The sequence below is a fragment of the Herbidospora daliensis genome, assembly GCF_001570585.1.
Lineage (GTDB): Bacteria > Actinomycetota > Actinomycetes > Streptosporangiales > Streptosporangiaceae > Herbidospora > Herbidospora daliensis.
Genome location: NZ_BBXF01000008.1, coordinates 92,726 through 110,426 on the forward strand (window position 1 = coordinate 92,726; position 17,701 = coordinate 110,426).

At 73.2% G+C, this 17,701-nt stretch carries 15 protein-coding genes; 13 read left to right on the forward strand and 2 right to left on the reverse strand.

Annotated elements, in window-relative coordinates:
* The first annotated feature begins 47 nt into the window (after positions 1–47).
* Together AW274_RS32990 and AW274_RS32995 are read left to right on the forward strand one after the other, a co-directional pair.
* Complete coding sequence (locus tag AW274_RS32990) at positions 48–1,085, forward strand: hypothetical protein (protein ID WP_062440914.1); 1,038 nt, start codon at positions 48–50, stop codon at positions 1,083–1,085.
* A gap of 40 nt (positions 1,086–1,125) precedes the next feature.
* Entirely contained in the window at positions 1,126–1,434 is a 309-nt protein-coding gene (locus AW274_RS32995) for a hypothetical protein (protein WP_062440918.1), read from the forward strand.
* Between the two features lie 87 nt (positions 1,435–1,521).
* On the opposite strand, the gene AW274_RS33000 is transcribed toward AW274_RS32995, so the two are convergent.
* Positions 1,522–2,163 carry an HAD family hydrolase gene (locus AW274_RS33000; RefSeq protein WP_062440921.1) on the reverse strand — a complete coding sequence of 214 codons (642 nt, stop codon included), beginning with the start codon at positions 2,161–2,163 and terminating at the stop codon, positions 1,522–1,524.
* A gap of 1 nt (position 2,164) precedes the next feature.
* Positions 2,165–2,794, reverse strand: a complete 630-nt coding sequence (ribB, locus tag AW274_RS33005; RefSeq protein WP_439648803.1) for a 3,4-dihydroxy-2-butanone-4-phosphate synthase — start codon at positions 2,792–2,794, stop codon at positions 2,165–2,167.
* Positions 2,795–2,993: 199 nt separating this feature from the next.
* On the opposite strand from ribB, the gene AW274_RS33010 reads away from it, so the two are divergent.
* The 11 genes from AW274_RS33010 to AW274_RS33060 all read left to right on the forward strand — a co-directional run bounded on the left by AW274_RS33010 (position 2,994) and on the right by AW274_RS33060 (position 17,625).
* Positions 2,994–3,320, forward strand: coding sequence for a thiocillin family RiPP (locus AW274_RS33010; protein ID WP_062440929.1), 327 nt, complete (start codon positions 2,994–2,996; stop codon positions 3,318–3,320).
* Between the two features lie 240 nt (positions 3,321–3,560).
* The gene (locus AW274_RS33015) at positions 3,561–3,875 is read left to right on the forward strand and encodes a thiocillin family RiPP (RefSeq protein ID WP_062440932.1); all 315 of its coding nucleotides are present in this window, start codon (positions 3,561–3,563) and stop codon (positions 3,873–3,875) included.
* Between the two features lie 136 nt (positions 3,876–4,011).
* Positions 4,012–4,728, forward strand: a complete 717-nt coding sequence (locus AW274_RS33020; protein WP_157520861.1) for a hypothetical protein — start codon at positions 4,012–4,014, stop codon at positions 4,726–4,728.
* Between the two features lie 158 nt (positions 4,729–4,886).
* The gene (locus AW274_RS33025; RefSeq protein ID WP_062440939.1) at positions 4,887–5,174 is read left to right on the forward strand and encodes a hypothetical protein; all 288 of its coding nucleotides are present in this window, start codon (positions 4,887–4,889) and stop codon (positions 5,172–5,174) included.
* Between the two features lie 94 nt (positions 5,175–5,268).
* Entirely contained in the window at positions 5,269–5,547 is a 279-nt protein-coding gene (locus AW274_RS33030) for a hypothetical protein (RefSeq protein ID WP_062440944.1), read from the forward strand.
* The gene (locus AW274_RS33035) at positions 5,544–6,257 is read left to right on the forward strand and encodes an efflux RND transporter periplasmic adaptor subunit (protein ID WP_062440948.1); all 714 of its coding nucleotides are present in this window, start codon (positions 5,544–5,546) and stop codon (positions 6,255–6,257) included. Before AW274_RS33030 ends, AW274_RS33035 begins: the two co-directional genes overlap by 4 nt.
* The gene (locus tag AW274_RS33040; protein ID WP_157520862.1) at positions 6,250–8,409 is read left to right on the forward strand and encodes a cysteine peptidase family C39 domain-containing protein; all 2,160 of its coding nucleotides are present in this window, start codon (positions 6,250–6,252) and stop codon (positions 8,407–8,409) included. The genes AW274_RS33035 and AW274_RS33040 overlap by 8 nt, the downstream gene beginning before the upstream one ends.
* Positions 8,406–10,925 (forward strand): ATP-binding cassette domain-containing protein, encoded by a 2,520-nt coding sequence (locus tag AW274_RS33045; RefSeq protein ID WP_062440956.1) that lies wholly within the window; start codon positions 8,406–8,408, stop codon positions 10,923–10,925. Before AW274_RS33040 ends, AW274_RS33045 begins: the two co-directional genes overlap by 4 nt.
* Before the next feature lies 1 nt (position 10,926).
* A complete protein-coding gene (gene lanM, locus AW274_RS33050) occupies positions 10,927–14,052 on the forward strand; it encodes a type 2 lanthipeptide synthetase LanM (protein ID WP_062440959.1) in 3,126 nt (1,041 codons plus the stop codon).
* A 10-nt stretch (positions 14,053–14,062) separates the two neighbouring features.
* The gene (locus AW274_RS33055) at positions 14,063–16,303 is read left to right on the forward strand and encodes a TOMM precursor leader peptide-binding protein (RefSeq protein ID WP_063813815.1); all 2,241 of its coding nucleotides are present in this window, start codon (positions 14,063–14,065) and stop codon (positions 16,301–16,303) included.
* On the forward strand, positions 16,300–17,625 hold the full coding sequence (locus AW274_RS33060) for a SagB/ThcOx family dehydrogenase (protein ID WP_062440963.1): 1,326 nt from the start codon (positions 16,300–16,302) through the stop codon (positions 17,623–17,625). The genes AW274_RS33055 and AW274_RS33060 overlap by 4 nt, the downstream gene beginning before the upstream one ends.
* Positions 17,626–17,701: the final 76 nt, after the last annotated feature.

Consider the following 17,701-nt stretch of genomic DNA (forward strand, 5'->3'; position numbering starts at 1 on the left):
CGCCGAGGGCTCCGGATCCCCCTGCCGGAGCCCTTAGTGTTGCCCGGATGAACTCCTGGCGCGAGGCCCGCCGTCACCTCAACACGAACCGCCACACCCTGGCCCAGCGGGCCGACCTGCTCTATCCCGGCCTGGCCCGGGTGGGCTCGACCCGCCTGCTGACCCAACCCGCCTGGTCGTTGCCCGAGCCGCTCGACCTGCACGAGGTGGTGCTGCGCTGGACCGACGAGGCGCCGCCGGTGGCGACGCCCGAAGGGCCGGCCTACGCCGAGGCGATGCTCGCCCACGACAAGCCGAAGCTCTTCGAGAACCGCACCTGCTACCGCCTGCTCGACGTGACCTGGCCCGAGCTGACCTTCACGCGCGGCATGTACTTCGACGCGGTCAACGTGGGCGAGGCCATCGGCCACGAGTTCGCCGCCGCCGACCTCGCCGGGAGCGACGACCTGCCCCTGCGCGGGCGGGTGCCCGACCCGACCGACCTGCGGGCCCGCCCGGCCCATCCGGCGATCTCGATGCTGACCCTGCGCCACGACCGCGCGACCGGCGAGCTGACCTTCGTGCTCCACTGGCGCGACCCCGCGCTGGTCGCCCACGGGGGAGGGCTGTTCCAGGTGATGCCCGTCGGGGTGTTCCAGCCGTCGGAGGAGGACCCGCGGGCCGAGAGGGCCGACTTCGACCTGTGGAAGTGCGTGGTCCGCGAGTACGCCGAGGAGTTCCTCGGGCGCTCCGAGCACTACGGCCCGGACTTCGACTACGAGACCTGGCCGCTCTACCGGCGGCTGACCGACGCCCGTGAGAGCGGCGACCTGCGGTCGCTGGTGCTCGGCGTCGGCGTCGACCCGCTCACCTTCGCCACCGACCTGCTCGCCGTCACGGTCGTCGAGGCGCGCATCTTCGACGCCGTCTTCGGCGCGATGACCGGCGCGAACGACGAGGGGCACGCGACCAAGGGGGTTCCGTTCGACGCGGAGTCGGTCGACCGGTACGTCACCCGCGAGCCCATGCAGGCGGCCGGCGCGGCCGTGCTCGAACTCGCCTGGAATCAACTCTTGCGTGATTCCGTCACGCTGTTACGTTCATGACGTCAGTAGTTTTCGGCAGCACGCCAAGAAGGGAACAACGTTGCTGCGTAAGCGCATCGCCGCCGTGACGGGAGCGGTCGCGGCGGCCGCCGCCGTCCCGCTCATCCTGTTCGCCGGGCCGGCCCAGGCGAACCCGACCACCCCCTACATGTGCCCGTGGATGATCGTCGACGGCACCGACACCGCCCGCTACATCCACTCGTGGGTGCAGGGCTACGGCCAGATCATCTGCCACTACAACGCCACCGCGACCATCAGCTGCCGCTGGAACGCCTACAACGGCGACCAGTGGTGGGGCTGGACCAACCCGTCGTTCTGCCCGCCGCGCGCGATCCCGACCACGCCCTGACGGTCCGCGCCTGAGTGACGCTCCCGGACCGAGAGCGTCCCCGCCGGGGGGCCGGCGGCCGGTCCGGGCCCCGGGGAGGTCAGGACGTCACGGCACGACGGTGAAGGAGAGCAGCGAGAGCGCCTCCCGGGCGTTGCACGCCACGTGTGCGGCCAGCGCCGCGACGTCGGCCGGCAGCGGGTCGCCGTGGCGGGGGATCGCCAGCACCGTCAGCCCGGCGGCGTGCGCCGAGCGGATGCCGTGGGGCGAGTCCTCGACCGCCAGGCAGTCGGCGGCCTCGACGCCGAGTTCCTGGACCGCCAGCAGGTAGGGGTCGGGCGCGGGCTTGGGCCGGTCGACGTCCTCGCCGCACACGACCACCTGGAACCGGCAGGCCAGGCCGACGTGGACGAGCACCTTCTCGACGAACCGGCGCGGGCTGGCCGAGACGAGCGCCAGCGGGCCGAAGCGTTCCGCCTCCTCCGTCAGCTCGGCGGCCCCCGGCAGCAGTTCGATGCTCTCGATCAGGTCGAGCATGTTCGCGAGGCAGCCGTCGAGCACCCGCTCGACGGGCAGCCCGCCGCACAGGGCCGAGACGTAGGCCGTCCAGCCGCCGTTGCCGTGCAGGGCCGCCGAGTCGGCCGCCGTCCAGGCGTGACCGTGGGCGGCGGTGAAGGCGGCGCAGGCCGCCGACCAGGCGCCGCCGCTGTCGATGAGGGTGTCGTCGAGGTCGAAGACGGTCGCGCGCATGTCAGATCGCGGCCAGCTGCGGGATGGACACGAGCTTTAGATCGTGAATGTCGGCGAAGGCGCGCAGCTCGCGCAGCCGGGCCACCGACCCGTCGTCGTTGCAGACCTCGCTGAGCACGCCGACCGGCGACAACCCGGCCAGGCGCAGCAGGTCGACGGCGGCCTCGGTGTGCCCGCGCCGTTCGGCGATCCCCCCGGGACGGGCCCGCAGCGGGAACACGTGACCCGGGCGGACGAGCTGGTCGGGCCGGGTGGCGGGGTCGGCCAGCAGCCGCAGGGTGCGGGCGCGGTCGGCGGCGGAGATGCCCGACTCGATGCCCTCGCGGGCGTCGGCCGAGACCGTGTACGCCGTCTGCTCCGGATCGTCGCCGGCCGCCACCATCGGGGGCAGCTCCAGCCGCTCGGCCACCTCGGCCGCCATCGGCGCGCAGATCAGGCCGCTGGTCCAGCGGACGAAGAACGCCACGGCCTCGGCGGTGGCGAACTCGGCGGCCAGCACCAGGTCGCCCTCGTTCTCGCGGGAGGCGTCGTCGACGACGACGACCGGACGCCCCGCCTGGAGATCGGCGACGGCCGCGCTGACCTCGTCCATCCGGACGCGAAGCGCAGGCGAATGATCACTCAGAGTCACGACACGGAAGCTAGCACGCCGTGAGTGTCATGGCCTGCACATGACGCTTGTCACGTATGGCTGGTGTTAATCGTTTCTGGTGACGACGGTCGAACATGGCGAATCTGGACACGTGACGAAATGGCAGCGAGTAGTCCAGATGCCCGCTGCCGAAACCGCCGGAAACCGGTTATGCGCCGAGGCAGAAGGAGTTCCCCCAATGGCCGAAAGCATTTACGTTCTTGGTGACGAAGACCGCCAGAAGTTCGCCCGCCTGATCGCCGCCGCATGGTCGGACGAAGACGTCAAGACCCGCTTCGAGGCGGAGCCCCGCTCGGTGCTCGCCGAGTACGGCGTCGTCATCCCCGAGGGCATCCCGACCCCGCCGCTGCCCGCCCGCCCCGAGGGCGAGTTCAGCGTCGAGGAGCTGGAGATGGCGGCCGGCGCGCAGGCCGAGGGCACCGCCGGCACCGCCGGCACGCTGGGCACCATCGGCGGCTGCTTCGGCACCGCCGGCACCTACGGCTCGGCCGCCGCCGCCATGTAGTCACGCCGGCCTGATCCGCCCCGGCGGCGCGGTTATTCCGCGCCTCCGGGGCGTTTCGCATTCCGGTGTCATCGATTCCATATGACGGTCATCACATGGGTCAGGTGTTAATCGATTCTGTCGGCCGCGGCCTTTCGCTGCGAATCTGAATAGGACAGAAGCGCAGCGAGCAGTCCAGATGCCCGCTGCCACTCCCGTCGAATCTCGGCCGCGTGCCGAGGCGAATAAGGAGAGTGCCCGATGGCCGAAAGCATCTACATTCTCGGTGACGAGGACCGCGCGAAGTTCGCCCGCCTGATCGCCGCCGCGTGGGCGGACGAGGACGTCAAGGCCCGCTTCGACGCCGAGCCCCGCGAGCTGCTCGCCGAGTACGGCGTCGTCATCCCCGAGGGCGTGCCGACCCCGCTGCTGCCCGCCCGCCCCGAGGGCGAGTTCAGCGTCGAGGACCTGCAGGTGGCGGCCGGCGCCCAGGTCGAGGGCTGCGTCGGCACCGCCGGCACGCTCGGTACCATCGGCGGCTGCGCCGGCACCGCCGGCACCTACGGCTGCGCCTGACCGAGGTGACCCGTCCCGGCGGCGCGGTACCGCCTGCGCGCCCCGGGACGTTCACCGGCTGCCCGTTGCCTAAGCGGCACCGGGGGGTCATGATCCGTTTGTGAGCAGACCGGGAGAATCCGGGCAGCGGACGTCCGTGCGCGCACCCCTTGAGGTGCGGGTCGGGCGGGCCGCCATCATCGCGTTCGCGCTGTTCCTCATCAGCCAGACCTTCGCCCACTACATCCAGAACGACCCCGGCCGGGCCGTGCCCGCCGTGATCCTGGGCGCCGCCGTGGTCGCCCTCTACGCCTGGGCCGCCATGGGCGCCCGGGGCCGCAGACGCTGGTGGATCGCCGGGGCGATGTCCGTGCTCGTGTACGCGCCGCTGCCGCTGCTGGGCGAGTGGTGGGCCATCTCGGGCGTCTTCCTGGCCGCGACGGCGCTGGGCTTCCTGTCGCGAAAATGGGCGCTGCCCGCGTTCGCGCTGGTGCTCGCGGTGGAGCTGGTCAAGTCGCTGGCCCTCGGCGACACCATGGCCAAGGCCATGTCGTGGATCCTCATCGTCGCGGTGGCCTCGGTCCTGCTCGCCGCGCTCACCCGGTTCGCCGAGACGGCGCGGGTGCTCTACGAGACCCGGGCCGAACTCGCCGCCGCCGAGGTGGCCGCGCAGCGGGTGCGGGCCATGGGCGAGCTCGAAGGCATCCTCGGCAGCCGGCTCGACACCGTCGCCCGGCGGGGCCTGGCGGTGCTCGGCAAGGCCGGCGGCGACGCCGAGACCGCCCGGACCGAGCTGCGCGGCATGCTCGACGTGGCGCTGGAGGCCCAGCGCGAGATGCGGGAGTTCGCACACCGGGGTCAGCACCTCACATAGCGCGCCCCGTACATGATGAATATCACTTGATGTCCGTGATGGTCGTTTCTGGTTCGTGCCCAGGCCGATGACAAAACTGATGGCACAGGCGGTCCCCTTCCCCACCTCCGGAGGACGTGCGAAGCGCCCGACCGGAGCCGCCGAATGAGGTGACATCAATGCCGGAAGACTCGACGCTGCCCCCCGAACTCCGTACCCGGTTCGCCCGGTTCTCCGCTCTCGCCTGGTCAGACGAGGCGCTCAGGGAGGACTTCGAACGGGACCCCCGCGCCGCGCTCGCGGCGGCGGGCCTCGACTGGCCGGGCGACCTGCCGGTGCCGCGGTTGCCCGCACGGCCGGAGAACGCCATCGACCTGGAGAGCCTGGAGGCGTCGGCCGGCGCCGCCCTCAGCACGATCGGCACCGTGAGCTGCCCCACCGGGTGTTTCTCCCGCCAGAACAGCTGATCACGTCTGTCATCCGGCGCCGGGTGGTGGGCAGTCCAGATGCCCACCACCCCGCCATTGAAGCATCTCATACCACGCTGCGGGGAGACCTGTGATGACCCTAGACACCAACGGCCTGGACACCGCCCAGCGCAGAGTGTTCGGCGAGCTGACCGCCCGCTCCTGGTCCGACGCCGCTCTCCGGCTCCGCTACGAACGGGAGCCCGCCGCCGTCCTGGCCGAGTACGACATCCACCTCGCCGACGGCATGCCCGCGCCGGCGCTGCCCCCGAGGCCCGTCGCCGAGGTCGTCGTCGAGACCCTCAGCGACCCCGCCGCCTTCGTACCGCCCTGCCTGGACTTCTGCCTCTGCTTCATGCAGGTCTCCAAATGACGGCGACCGCCGTCGAGACGTCCGGGGGCGAGCGCATCGAGCAGCTCGTCTCCACGGTGCGGACCAAGGCGTGGCTGGCCGCGGTCGCCCTCGTCGTGGTCGCGGGCAGCGGGGCCGGCTGGGCCTGGCTCGGGCAGGTGCGCGACGTCGTCCTCGCCTCCGGCGTGCTGGTGGCGGGCGGCGGCCCGGCCCCCGTCGCGGCCCCGGTCGCGGGCAGCCTGGCCGAGGTGCTCGTCTCGGCCGGGCAGGAGGTGGCTCCCGGCACGTCGCTGGCCGTGCTGGCCGGCGCCGACGGGACCCGGCGCGTCGTGGTCGCCGCGTCGGCGGGCCGGGTGATCCGCACCGCCGTGCCGGGCGCGGCGCTGGCCGCGGGCGCGCCCGTCGCGGTCGTCGACCCCGCCGCCGGGCCGCTGAAGGCCGTGCTGCTGGTCGGCCCCGAGCGGGTCGGCGCGCTCACCGCCGGCCAGCCGGTCACGGTCACCGGCGCCGGTCCCGGCAGGGTCAGCGCGGTTGGCCCCTATCCCGTCTCGACCGACCAGCTGCGCCCCGTCTACGGCGACGCGCTCACGGCCGACGGCCGCTACCTGGTGACCGTCGACCTCGACCGCCCGGCCTGGCCCGGCGCCACGCTGACCCCCGTCGCCGGGGAGATCACGGTCGCCACCGTCCGCCCGGTGGACGCGCTGTTCCACGGAGGTTCCCGTGGCTAGGACCGCGACCCGGCCGGTCCGCACCGAGCGCCGCCCGCAGATGGAGGACGCCGACTGCGGGCCCGCCTGCCTCAGCATGGTCTTCGCCTATCACGGCCTACGCGTCCCCCTGCACGAGATCAGGGAGCGGTCGGGCGTCGGGCGCGACGGCCTGTCGGGGGCGGGGCTGAAGAAGGCGGCCGAGGAGTACGGCTTCGACATCACCGGCTTCCGCCTCGACGCCGACGAACTGGTCGACTACCCCGTCCCGTCGATGATCTTCGTCGACCAGCGCCACTTCGTGGTGCTGGAGGGCATGCGCAAGAAGTGGGCGTACGTCAACGACCCCGCCATCGGCCGGATCAGGCTCACCCGGCAGGAGTTCCGCAAGCGGTTCAGCGGGATCGTGCTGGTGCCGCGCCCCGGCGCGGGCTTCACGCCCGGCGGGAAGCGGTTCCCGCTGGTGCGCTCCGCGCTGGGGAAGGTCCGCCCCTACCTCTCCACGCTGCTCGCCATCGCCGTGATGGCCTTCATGCTCGCGCTGCCCGCCGTGGCGACCGCGCTGCTCACCCGGCTGCTGCTGGGCGAGGTGCTGATCGCGGGGGAGACCACCTGGTCGGCGCCGGTGCTGCTCGGCCTGCTGGCCTGCGCCGCGTTCACCCTGGCCGGAACCTGGCTGCAACAACGGCTGCTCGGCTCGGTGCAGACCGCGATGGCGGCCGACCTGTCGGGCCGGTACATGTGGCGGCTGCTGCGGCTGCCGGGCGACTTCTTCCACCGCCGGATGACCGGCGGCCTGGTGATGAAGACCTCGTTCGGCGCGGGCCTGGCCATCCTGCTGTCAGACCGGGCCGCCGCCGCGGTGGCGGCGGTGCTGACGATGCTGCTGCACTCGGCGATCCTGTACGCCTTCCACCCCGCCTTCGCCCTGGTCGCCGGCGCCCTGGCGGCGATCAACCTGCTGGCGATGCGCGCGGTCAGCCGGGCCGCCGCCCCGCACCAGCAGAAGCTGCTCTTCGACGAGCACCGCCGCGACGGCATGGCCTTCAACGGCATCTCGATGGCCGAGTCGCTCAAGGCCGACGGCGCAGAAGGCTGGTTTTTCCAGAAGTGGGCGGGCCTGTCGGCCAAGGCGCTGGCGACCACCCAGGACCTCATGCGGACCACCCAGGCGCTCCTGGCGGTGCCGGCCGCCCTCGGCTCGCTGGCCGGCGCGACCATGGTGATCACCGGCGCGGTGCTGATGGCGAACGGCGAGGTCACCCTGGCCACGGTCATCGCCGCCCAGCTCCTCGTCGGCGCGTTCCTGGTGCCGGTCACCGCCCTGGTCGGCATCGGCGCCGAGGCCCAGATCGCGGTCGCCCAGACCAGCATGTACGACGACGCGATCAGCGCCGAACCCGATCCCCAGTACGCCGCCCTCCCCGGCGCCCCCGAGGTCGACGGCGGCCTGCGCGGCGCGGTCGAGTTCCACGACGTCAGCTTCGGCTACGACCGCCAGCGCGGCCCCGTCATCAGCGGCCTGTCGTTCCGGGTCGAACCCGGCCAGCGGGTCTCGGTCGTCGGGCGTACCGGCAGCGGGAAGTCGACCGTGGCCCGGCTGCTCACCGGCGCGGTCAAGCCGTGGTCGGGCCAGATCCTCCTCGACGGCATCCCCCGGGAGCACTGGCCCAGGGAGACGCTCACCACGTCGATCGGCTACGTCGAGCAGAACCTCCAGGTCTTCGAGGGCACCGTCGCCGACAACCTGACGCTCTGGGACCCGACGATCCCGCAGTACCGGCTGCACCGGGCCCTGTCGGACGCCGGCCTCGCCGACGTCGTGGCCCGCCGCGGCGGCCTGTCGGGCGGCTGGATCCAGGAGCGGGGCCGCAACCTGTCGGGCGGCGAACGGCAGCGGCTGGAGATCGCGCGGGCGCTCGTGCTGTCGCCCTCGGTGCTGGTGCTCGACGAGGCCACCAGCGCCCTCGACGCCGAGACCGAGGCGAACGTCGACGCCAACGTGAAGTCGCGCGGCTGCACCAGCGTGGTGATCGCGCACCGGCTCAGCACCGTGCGCGAGAGCGACCTCATCCTGGTGCTCGACCGGGGGAAGGTCGTCCAGCGCGGCACCCATGCCGAGCTCATCGCCGTCCCCGGCCACTACCGCACGCTCGTCGAGGAAGCGTCATGAGCGGATACCCCGTCACCGAGATCGAGCTGATCGACCCCTACGCCTGCTGGACCGTCGTCAGCGGCTCGGTCGACGTCATGCTCTCGCCCGTCGACGGCGCCGGACCCCGTCACCGCGTGGTCCGGGTGGAGAGCGGCCAGCTCATGCACGGGTTCGCCGCCACCGACCTGCCCGGCGGCTACACCGTCGTGGCCTCGCCCGCCGAGGGGACCTCGGTCCGCCGCGTCCGGCGCGACGCCGACGCCGTCTCCTCCTGGGTACGCCGCCTCAACGGCCCCGCCGGCGGCGACGCCCCCAGCCTGCGCGACCTGCATCGCGGCACCCTCACCCGGGTGCTCATGCTGGCCGAGGCGGAGGAGGCCGATCGCGACCACTGGCGGAAGGCCCGCGCCCAGGCGGCCGACGACATGCTGCGCCGCTCGTTCGCCGACATCGCGGCCGCCGCCGGGGTGGCCCCGGTGCCGGGCAGCCCGCGTACGGCCGCCGACCGGGCGATGGAGGTCGTCAAGGCGCTCGGCGACCACTGCGGGTTCGAGGCGCACGCCATCGACCCCGCGTCCACCGACCCGCTCGGCGCGGCGCTCGACCTGGCCAGGGCCCGGCACCGGAAGGTGCTGCTCGACGACGGCTGGTGGCGCGCGGCGACCGTGCCGCTGGTCGGCTTCCTCAAGGCGGGCGGGCGGCCGGTCGCGCTGCTGCCGCACAAGGGCGGCTACCTGATCGCCGACCCGACGGAGGAGACGCGCAAGGTCACCGACGAGGTGGCCGCGACCCTCGACGCGCGGGCCTGGCAGATCTACCCGCCGCTGGAGGAGGGCGTCACCTCCCCGCTCGCGCTGCTCCGCTACGGGCTGCGCGGCGCGGGCCGCGAACTGGCCTGGCTGCTGGCGGCCGGCGGCGGGGCGGCGCTGCTCGCGCTCGGCGTGCCGATGCTGACCTTCGTGCTGCTGACCGCCGCGCAGAACCCGGCCGACCAGCCGGCCATGATCTGGATCGCGGTCGTCATCGCGGGCGCGGTGGCCGCCAGCACCCTGCTGCTGGCGGTGCGCAACGCGGTGCTGGTCAGGGTGCAGGGCCGGTTGCAGGAACGGCTCGAACCGGCCATCTGGAGCCATCTCGTCTCGCTCGACCTGCCGTTCTACTCCCAATACAGCACCGGCAACCTGGTCCACCGGGCCAACGCGGTGGCCGACATGCGCAAGGCGCTCGGCGAGGCGGCCGTCAACTCGCTGCTCGGCGGCGTGTTCTCGCTGCTGGGGCTGCTGATCCTGGTGACCGTCGACTGGCGGCTCGCGCTGGTCGTGCTCGGCGGGGTGCTGGTGCTGCTGGCCGTGCTGGCCGCGCTCGCGGTGCGCCAGCAGAAGCACGAGCTGGTCATGCACGAGGAGTACGGCCGGATCTACTCCCTCCTGTACGCCTGCCTCAGCGCCATCGACAAGATCCACGTCGCCGGCCGGGAGGCGCAGGTCTTCGGGCTGTGGTCGCGGGCGTTCTCCGCCCAGCAGGGCGCGGCCTCGGCGGCCCGGCGCGAACGCGCGCTGTCGGCGGCCATCGGCGCGGCGGCCCAGCCGCTGCTGCTGCTCCTGCTCGCCTTCACCGGGTTGTCGCTGGGCGTGCCGGCCGCCTCGTTCGTGGTCGCGGCCGTGGCGCTGGGCCAGTTCGTCCTGGCGCTCGGCCAGGTCAGCCGGGCGGTGGAGGCGGCGTTCGCGCTGCTGCCCCGGTTCGAGCGGCTGAAGCCGCTGCTGGAGCGGGCGCCCGAGACGCCGCCGGGGGCCAAGGACCCGGGCGAGCTGGCCGGGCTGGTCCGGCTGCACGACGTGTCGTTCGCCTACCCGGGCACCGCCAAGCAGATCCTCGAAGAGGTCTCCATGGTGTTCCGGCCCGGCGAGTTCGTCGCCGTCACCGGCCACTCGGGGGCGGGCAAGTCGACGCTCGTGCGCCTGCTGCTCGGCTTCGAGCCGCCGCGTACCGGACAGGTCCTCTACGACGGCGGTGACCTGCGCGACCTCGACCTGCGGCGGGTGCGCACCCAGGTGGGCGTGGTGATGCAGCAGGCCCGGGTGCTGCGCGGCTCGGTGCTGGAGAACATCATCGGCGACGTGCCCGGCGCCCGCGAGGAGGACGCCTGGCGGGCCGCCCGCCTGGCCGACCTCGACGGCGACATCGCCCGGTTGCCCATGGGCATGCACACGATCATCAGCGAGGACAACGCCTCGTTCTCCGGCGGCGAGCTGCAACGGCTGCTCATCGCCCGCGCGCTGGTGAAACGGCCCCGGGTGCTCATCCTCGACGAGGCGACCAGCGCCCTCGACAACGTCACCCAGGCGCTGGTCAGCCGCCGGATCGCCGAACTCGACATCACCCGGATCGTGATCGCGCACCGGCTGAGCACCATCAGGTCGGCCGACCGGATCTACGTACTCGACCAGGGCAGGGTCGTCGCCAACGGCACCTTCGAGCAGCTGATGGAGGACGACGAGCTGTTCGCCCGGATGGTCCGCCGACAGGAGGTCTGAAATGCCGGTCACCATCCCCCAGCACGAGGGACTGCTCTCGGTACCCGGCGGCGACGCCCGGCTGATGGCGGTGATCGCCGCCGCCGCGCCGTTCCACGAGCGGGTGGCGGGCGACCACTTCGTGCCCGTCGCGGGCCGGTCGCGGCGGCAGGCGTCCGAGCGCACCCAGCGGTGGCTCAGGGCGGCGGTCGGCGACGACGAGGACGCCAAACGCGCCGTGCTGCACCACCGCAACCGGTCGGGCCGCGACCTCGGCGCCGGGCTCGTCGACGTCCAGCTCGCCGACCCGCGACGGCTGCCCGACTGGGGATACGCCCTGGTGGACTTCCTGCTCGCGCAGCCGCCGACGGCCGCGGCCGACCCGGCGACCGGACGCCCCGGAGCCCCGTTCGTGGCGTTTCGGCGCGCCATGAACCGGCTCGTGGACGTCAAGGACGGGTCGGTCCGCGGCGTGCCCGTCACGGCGGAGGCCCGGGAGGACATCGCGGGCCAGCTCATCGAGCGGCTGACGCAGGCGTGCTGGGCCGGGTTCGCGTTCGAGGCCCAGCTCGCCGGCACGTCCAACGACCTGTCGTCGTGGTTGCAGAGCCCCGGCCTGGACGTCAGCCAGTCGGGCTGGCTCGACCGGCTGGAGACCCTGCCCGGCCTCGCGTACGTCATGGGCACCACGTGCCTGCAGTGGCGGCGGGTCGTGCACGAGCTGTTCGACCGGCTCCGCGCCGACCTGCCGAGGCTGCGCCGCACGTTGTGGGGCTGGGCCGCGCCCGGCCCGGTCACCGGCTACTCGGGCGACTCGGGCGACCTGCACAACCACGGCCGGGTGGTCACCCTGCTCACCTTCGCCTCGGGCGAGCGGGTCGTCTACAAGCCGAAGGACCTGCGGTCGGTCGCCGGGCTGATGGACGTCTGCACCCTGCTCAACAACCACGGCCTGCCGCTGGCCCTGCACACGCGCGAGGTCGTGCTGCGCGACGGCTACGGCTGGGAGGAGTACGTCGTCGCCGAGCCCGGCACCGACGAGGACAGCGTGCGCCGCTTCTACACGCGGCTCGGCATGTTCGCCCGGCTCGCCCAGTTCCTCGAGTGCCGCGACCTGTGGGCCGACAACCTCGTCGCGATCGGCGAGACCCCGGCCTTCATCGACCTGGAGAACGTGCTGCAGGGGCGCATCAGCCAGCCGGCCGTCATCGGCGAGCGCATCGAGGCGTTGTGGGGCAAGGTCGAGGACACGGTCGTCAAGACGGCCGTCGTCTCCTTCCCCCGCCCGATCGCGGGCGGCGTCCAGGCGCAGGACGTCGGCTGCCTGGCCGCGCTGCGGGAGCAGATCGCCGAGAACTCCGCCGGCTTCCCCGCCGGGTGGGAGGAGCCGCCCTACCGGCCGACCTGGGGCGACGGCGAGCTGGCCGACCCCCGCGACTACGCCGACGAGGTGGCCGAGGGCTACCGGCAGATGCAGGCGTGCCTGGAGCGCAACCAGGAGCTGCTCGCCGACGACTACGGCCCGCTGGCCCTGCTGGAAGACGCCCCGGTGCGCTACATCTGGCGCAGCACCTTCGACTGCGGCGACATGCTGCGCCTGAGCGTCAGCCCGGGGGCGCTGGTCGACGGCGTGGCCCGCGAGGTCTGCCTGGCCCACCTGTTCCGCAGCGCCATGGGCACGCTCCGGGTCGACCCGGGCCGCACCGACATCCTGGAGATCATCGAGCAGGAGATCGACGCGTTCCGGCGGATGGACATCCCGCTGTTCCTGTCGAAGCCCGCCTCCGACTCGGCGTTCACCCCCGACGGCGTCGAGATCCCCGGCCACTTCACCGGCACCGCCTGGCAGCGACTCCAGGACCGGGTCGCCGACCTCGCCGGGTTCCCGCTGGAGGAGCACCTCGGCGTGCTCCAGACCTGCCTCGACATCACCGGCGCGGCCGAGATGCCTGTGGAGTTCCCGGGCGCGGCCCCCCGGCCGAAGACGATCCGCGAGATCGGCCTGCACGCCTACGAGCAGGCCGCCCGGGGCGACGAGCCGCCGGTCGAGGAGCTGCTGGCCCGCGCGGGCGACCTCGCGAACGAGATCCTGGCCGCCGCCGTCCCGGTCGGCGGCGACCGGTCGGCCTGGCTCGGTGTGGTCACCTACCCCGCCCACGGCCTCGACCAGGTCGAACCCCTCCACGGCGACCTGCTGACCGGCACCGCGGGGCTGGCCGTCTTCCTTTCCGAGCTGTACGCCAACACCGGCGCCCCCGGCCACTGGACCGCCGCCCAGGAGGCCCTCGACGCCTCGGTCGAGTTCGCCGTGTTGTCGGCGCAGTCGGCCGTCTACCGCCGGATGTGCGGCGGCCTGTCACCGGTCGGCGCCTTCGTCGGCGTCGGCTCGGCCGTCTACGCGCTGAGCCGCTGCGGCGAGGCGCTGGGCGACACCCGGCTGATCGAGCGGGCCGCCGAGCTGCTCCCGCTGGCCGAGGCGCAACTGGCCGGGACCACGTCGGCCGAGCCGGTGCTCGGGCGGGCCGGCCTGCTGCTGGCCGTGCACAGACTCCGGGCGGCGTCGGCCACGGCGGTGCCGGCGGCCGACGCGCTGGCCCGGCGGCTGCACGAGGAACTGCTGGCGGAGAGCCCGGCCCGGCTGCCCCACCCGCCCGGCGTGGCCGCCCTCGCCGGGGTGCCGACCGGCGCCGACGGGCTCACCTGGGCGCTCGCGAGCAGCACCGCGGCGTTCGGCGACCCCCCGGCCGAGTCGCTGACGGCCCACCGGTTCGCCCTCGACACCCCCGGCTCGCTGCTCGCCGCGGTCGCCACCGCCCACGCCCTGACCGGCGAGGTCCCGGCCGGCCTACGCGACCACGTCGCGCGCCACTGCGCCCCCGACCCCGCCCGCACCTGCGCCGGGCTCGTGGCCGACGCCGAGATCGCCCTGCACACCGCCCGCCTGACCGGCGACCAGGGGCTCGCGCGCACCGCCCGCGACCTGGCCGCCGAACTGATCCTCCGCCGTGACCACACCGGCCGCTGGTTCGCCGACCGGCGCCGGGCCGACCGGCTCTCCCTGTCCGCCGTCAACGGACTGGCCGCCGCCGGTCTCACCCTCCTGCGGCTGGCCGACGACGAGGTCGCCTCCATCCGGCTCGTGCACTGAAAGGAACATCATGGACGCCAGGCCAGGATTTCGCCGGCACTTCCGCGTGGAGGTCATCGAGGGCGAAGGGGTCTTCCTCGTCTCCGAGCGGGACCTGCACCTGCTCACCGGACGCTCCATCGAGGCGGTGGCGGGCCTGCTCGACGGCAAGCACACCGTCTCCGACATCCTGTCCGCCGTCGAGGCCGACATCCCGCCGGAGCACGTCTACTTCGCGCTCCACCAGCTGAAGGAGCGCCGCCTCCTGGTCGACGTCACCCAGGACCTCGACCGGGGGACGGCCGCCTACTGGGAGATGGCCGGGCTCCAGGGCGAGACGGCGGCCGAGGGCGTGCGGACCGGGCGGGCCGAGGTGGTCACCGTGGGCGACGTCCAGGGGGAGGAGCTGCGGGCGCTGCTGGCGGCCGAAGGGGTCGAACCCGGCGAGGGCGCGCTGACCGTCGTGCTGACCGACGACTACCTCCGCGAGGAGCTCGCCGAGATCAACCGGGCCCACCTGAAGGACGGGCGGCCCTGGTTGCTGGCCCGGCCGGTCGGCCCGGTGCTCTGGCTCGGGCCCGTCTTCCAGCCCGGCGAGGGCGGCTGCTGGCGCTGCCTGACGCAGCGGCTCGAAGGGCACCGGCAGTCGATCTCGTACCTGGAGAACCGGCTGCGCAGCAACCGGCCGCTGGCCCTGCCCACCGCCGACCTGCCGCTCACCCGTGACGCGGCGCTGCGGCTGGTCGCGGCCGAGGTGGTGAAGTGGCTGGCCGGGGCGCGCACCGCGCAGCAGGGCGACGTGATCACCCTGGACACGCAGCGGCTCGGCACCGACCGCCACCGGCTCCGCGCCCGCCCGCAGTGCCCCGAGTGCGGCGACCCCGGCCTGGTGGCCGCCCAGACGGAGCGCCCGCTCGTGCTGGAGTCGCGGCCCAAGTCGTTCACCGCCGACGGCGGCCACCGCTCCCGCCACCCCGAAGACACCTTCGACCGGTACGGCCACCTCGTCAGCCCCGTCACCGGCGTCGTCAAGGAGCTCATCAAGATCGACACGGGCACGCCGTTCGTCAAGACCTACGCCGCCGGGCACAACTTCTCCCGCCAGATCCGCGACCTGAGCGGGCTGCGGGCCGGCCTGCGCAGCCAGAGCGCCGGGAAGGGCACCACCGACCTCCAGGCCAAGGTCAGCGCCATGTGCGAGGCGATGGAGCGCTACTCGGGCATGTTCCAGGGCGACGAGTCGCGCCGCGCGGCCAGCCTGCGCGAACTCGGCTCCGACGCGCTGCACCCCAACGCCTGCTCGCTCTACAGCGACGAGCAATATCGCACCCGCAAGGACCGCAAGGCCACCGCCGGCTACGACTTCGTCAACGACCCCCTCGACGAGGACGCCGTCATCGACTGGACCCCGGTCTGGTCGCTCACCGAGCAGCGGCACAAGTACCTGCCGACCGGCTACCTGTACTACTACCACCAGGAGAAGGACCCTTCCGGGCCCAACTACGCCTGGGCCGACTCCAACGGCAACGCCGCGGGCTCCTCGCTGGAGGACGCGGTCGTCCAGGGCTTCATGGAGCTCGTCGAACGCGACGCCGTCGCGGTGTGGTGGTACAACCGCCTGCGGCGGCCCGCCTTCGACCTCGCCAGCTTCGGCGACCCGTGGATGAGCGAGTTCCAGGAGGTGTACGCCGGTCTCGGCCGCGACATCCAGGTCCTCGACCTCACCAACGACCTGGGCGTCCCGGTCGCCGTCTCGGTCAGCCGCCGCGTCGACGGGCCGACGGAGGACATCGTGATGGCCTTCGGCGCCCACTTCGACGCGCGCATCGCCGTCCAGCGGGCCCTCGCCGAGATGAACCAGTTCATCCCGGCCGTCATCGACGTGGGCCCGGACGGCCGCACCCGCTACCGCTTCCACGAGGGCGACCAGGTCAACTGGTGGAAGCACGCGCGCATCGACGGACACCCCCATCTCGCGCCCTCGGGCCCTGCGGTGCCCGCCTCGGCGTACGACCGGCCGGCCACCGGCGACCTGCTCGACGACGTCGCCGCCGCCCGCGCGCTGGTCGAGGAGCGCGGCATGGAGATGCTCGTGCTCGACCAGACCCGGCCCGACATCGGGTTGCCCGTGGTCAAGGTCGTCGTGCCGGGGATGCGGCACTTCTGGCGGCGGCTGGCCCCCGGCCGCCTCTACGACGTGCCCGTCCAGCTCGGCTGGTTGCCCGAACCGACCCCGGAGGACCAGATGAACCCCATCACGATGTTCCTGTGATCGGCCTGCGCGCGGACGCCGTCGTCACCTGGCACGACGGCGTGCTGACGATCGCCCACGGCTTCGGCGCCCAGGCCGCGCGCGGCCTGACCCCGCGCATCGCGGCGCTGCTCGGCGAGCTCCCCGGCGCGCTCGTGCACGAGGACGACCTCGCCGAACGCCTGCTGGCGCGGGGCGGGTCGAGCGAGGAGGTGGCCCTGCTCTACCTGGTGCTCGACCGGCTGCACCAGGTGCTCGTGCACACGGTCGAGCCGCTGGTGCGGGTCACCCCGATCGCCCGCGACGCGACGTTCCGGCTGCCGAAGCTGGCGCCCGACGACACCGTGCGGTTGTCGCGGTTCGCGCTGGTCCGCCGCTCGGACGACGGCCTGATCCTGGAGTCGCCGCTGTCGCGGCACCGGGTCACCCTGACCGAGGAGGCCATGCCGCTGATCGCGGCGCTGGCCCGCGGGGTGCTGGTGAAGGAGGCCCCCGAGGCGCTGGCCCATCTGGTCGCGGCAGGTCTGGCGGGCGACGACCTGGTCGAGGACGAGCACCCCGCGCTGCGCGCCTGGGAGTTCCACGACCTGCTCTTCCACAGCCGCTCCCGGGTCGGCCGGCACGACCAGCCCGTCGGCGCGACCTTCCGCTTCCGCGACGAGACGCCGCCGGAACCGGCGCTCAAACCGCTGCCCGAAGGCCCGGTCACCGCGTTGTTCCGGCCCTCGCTCGACGAGCCGAGCCCGGCGTTCACCACGGTGCTCGAAGGCCGCCGGTCGGTGCGCTCCTACGCCTCGGCCCTCACGGCCGACCAACTGGGCGAGCTGCTCTACCGGACCGCCCGGGTCAGGGCCGTCTTCGCCCCGACCGAAGGAGCGCCGTACGAGACCAGCAGCCGCCCCTACCCCGGCGGCGGGGCCTGCCACGAGCTGGAGCTCTACCTGACCGTCCGCGAGTGCGAGGGGCTGGCGGGCGGCGTCTACTACTACGACCCGCTCGGCCACCGCCTCGTCGGGCTGGAAGCAAGGGCCGAAGACCAGCGGGCGATGCTGGCCGTCGCGAGCATGTCGACCGGCTACACCGCGCAGCCCGACGTGCTGATCACCGTCACCTCGCGGTTCCAGCGCATGTCGTGGAAGTACGCCGGGCTGGCCTACGCCGCGTCGCTGAAGAACGTCGGCGTGCTCTACCAGACCTTCTACCTCGTGGCCACCGCCATGGGCCTGTCGCCGTGCGGCCTCGGCGCGGGCGACGCCGAACTGGCGGCCCGCACCTTCGGGCTCGACTGGGCGACCGAGTCGTCGGTCGGCGAGTTCCTCATCGGCGGTACGCCCGGCTTGTGATGTCCGTCATGGGAGATGAATGTCGTCTGCATCTGCCGACCGCCGCCCGAATTCCGGATCGTTGCAGGTGAGAGAG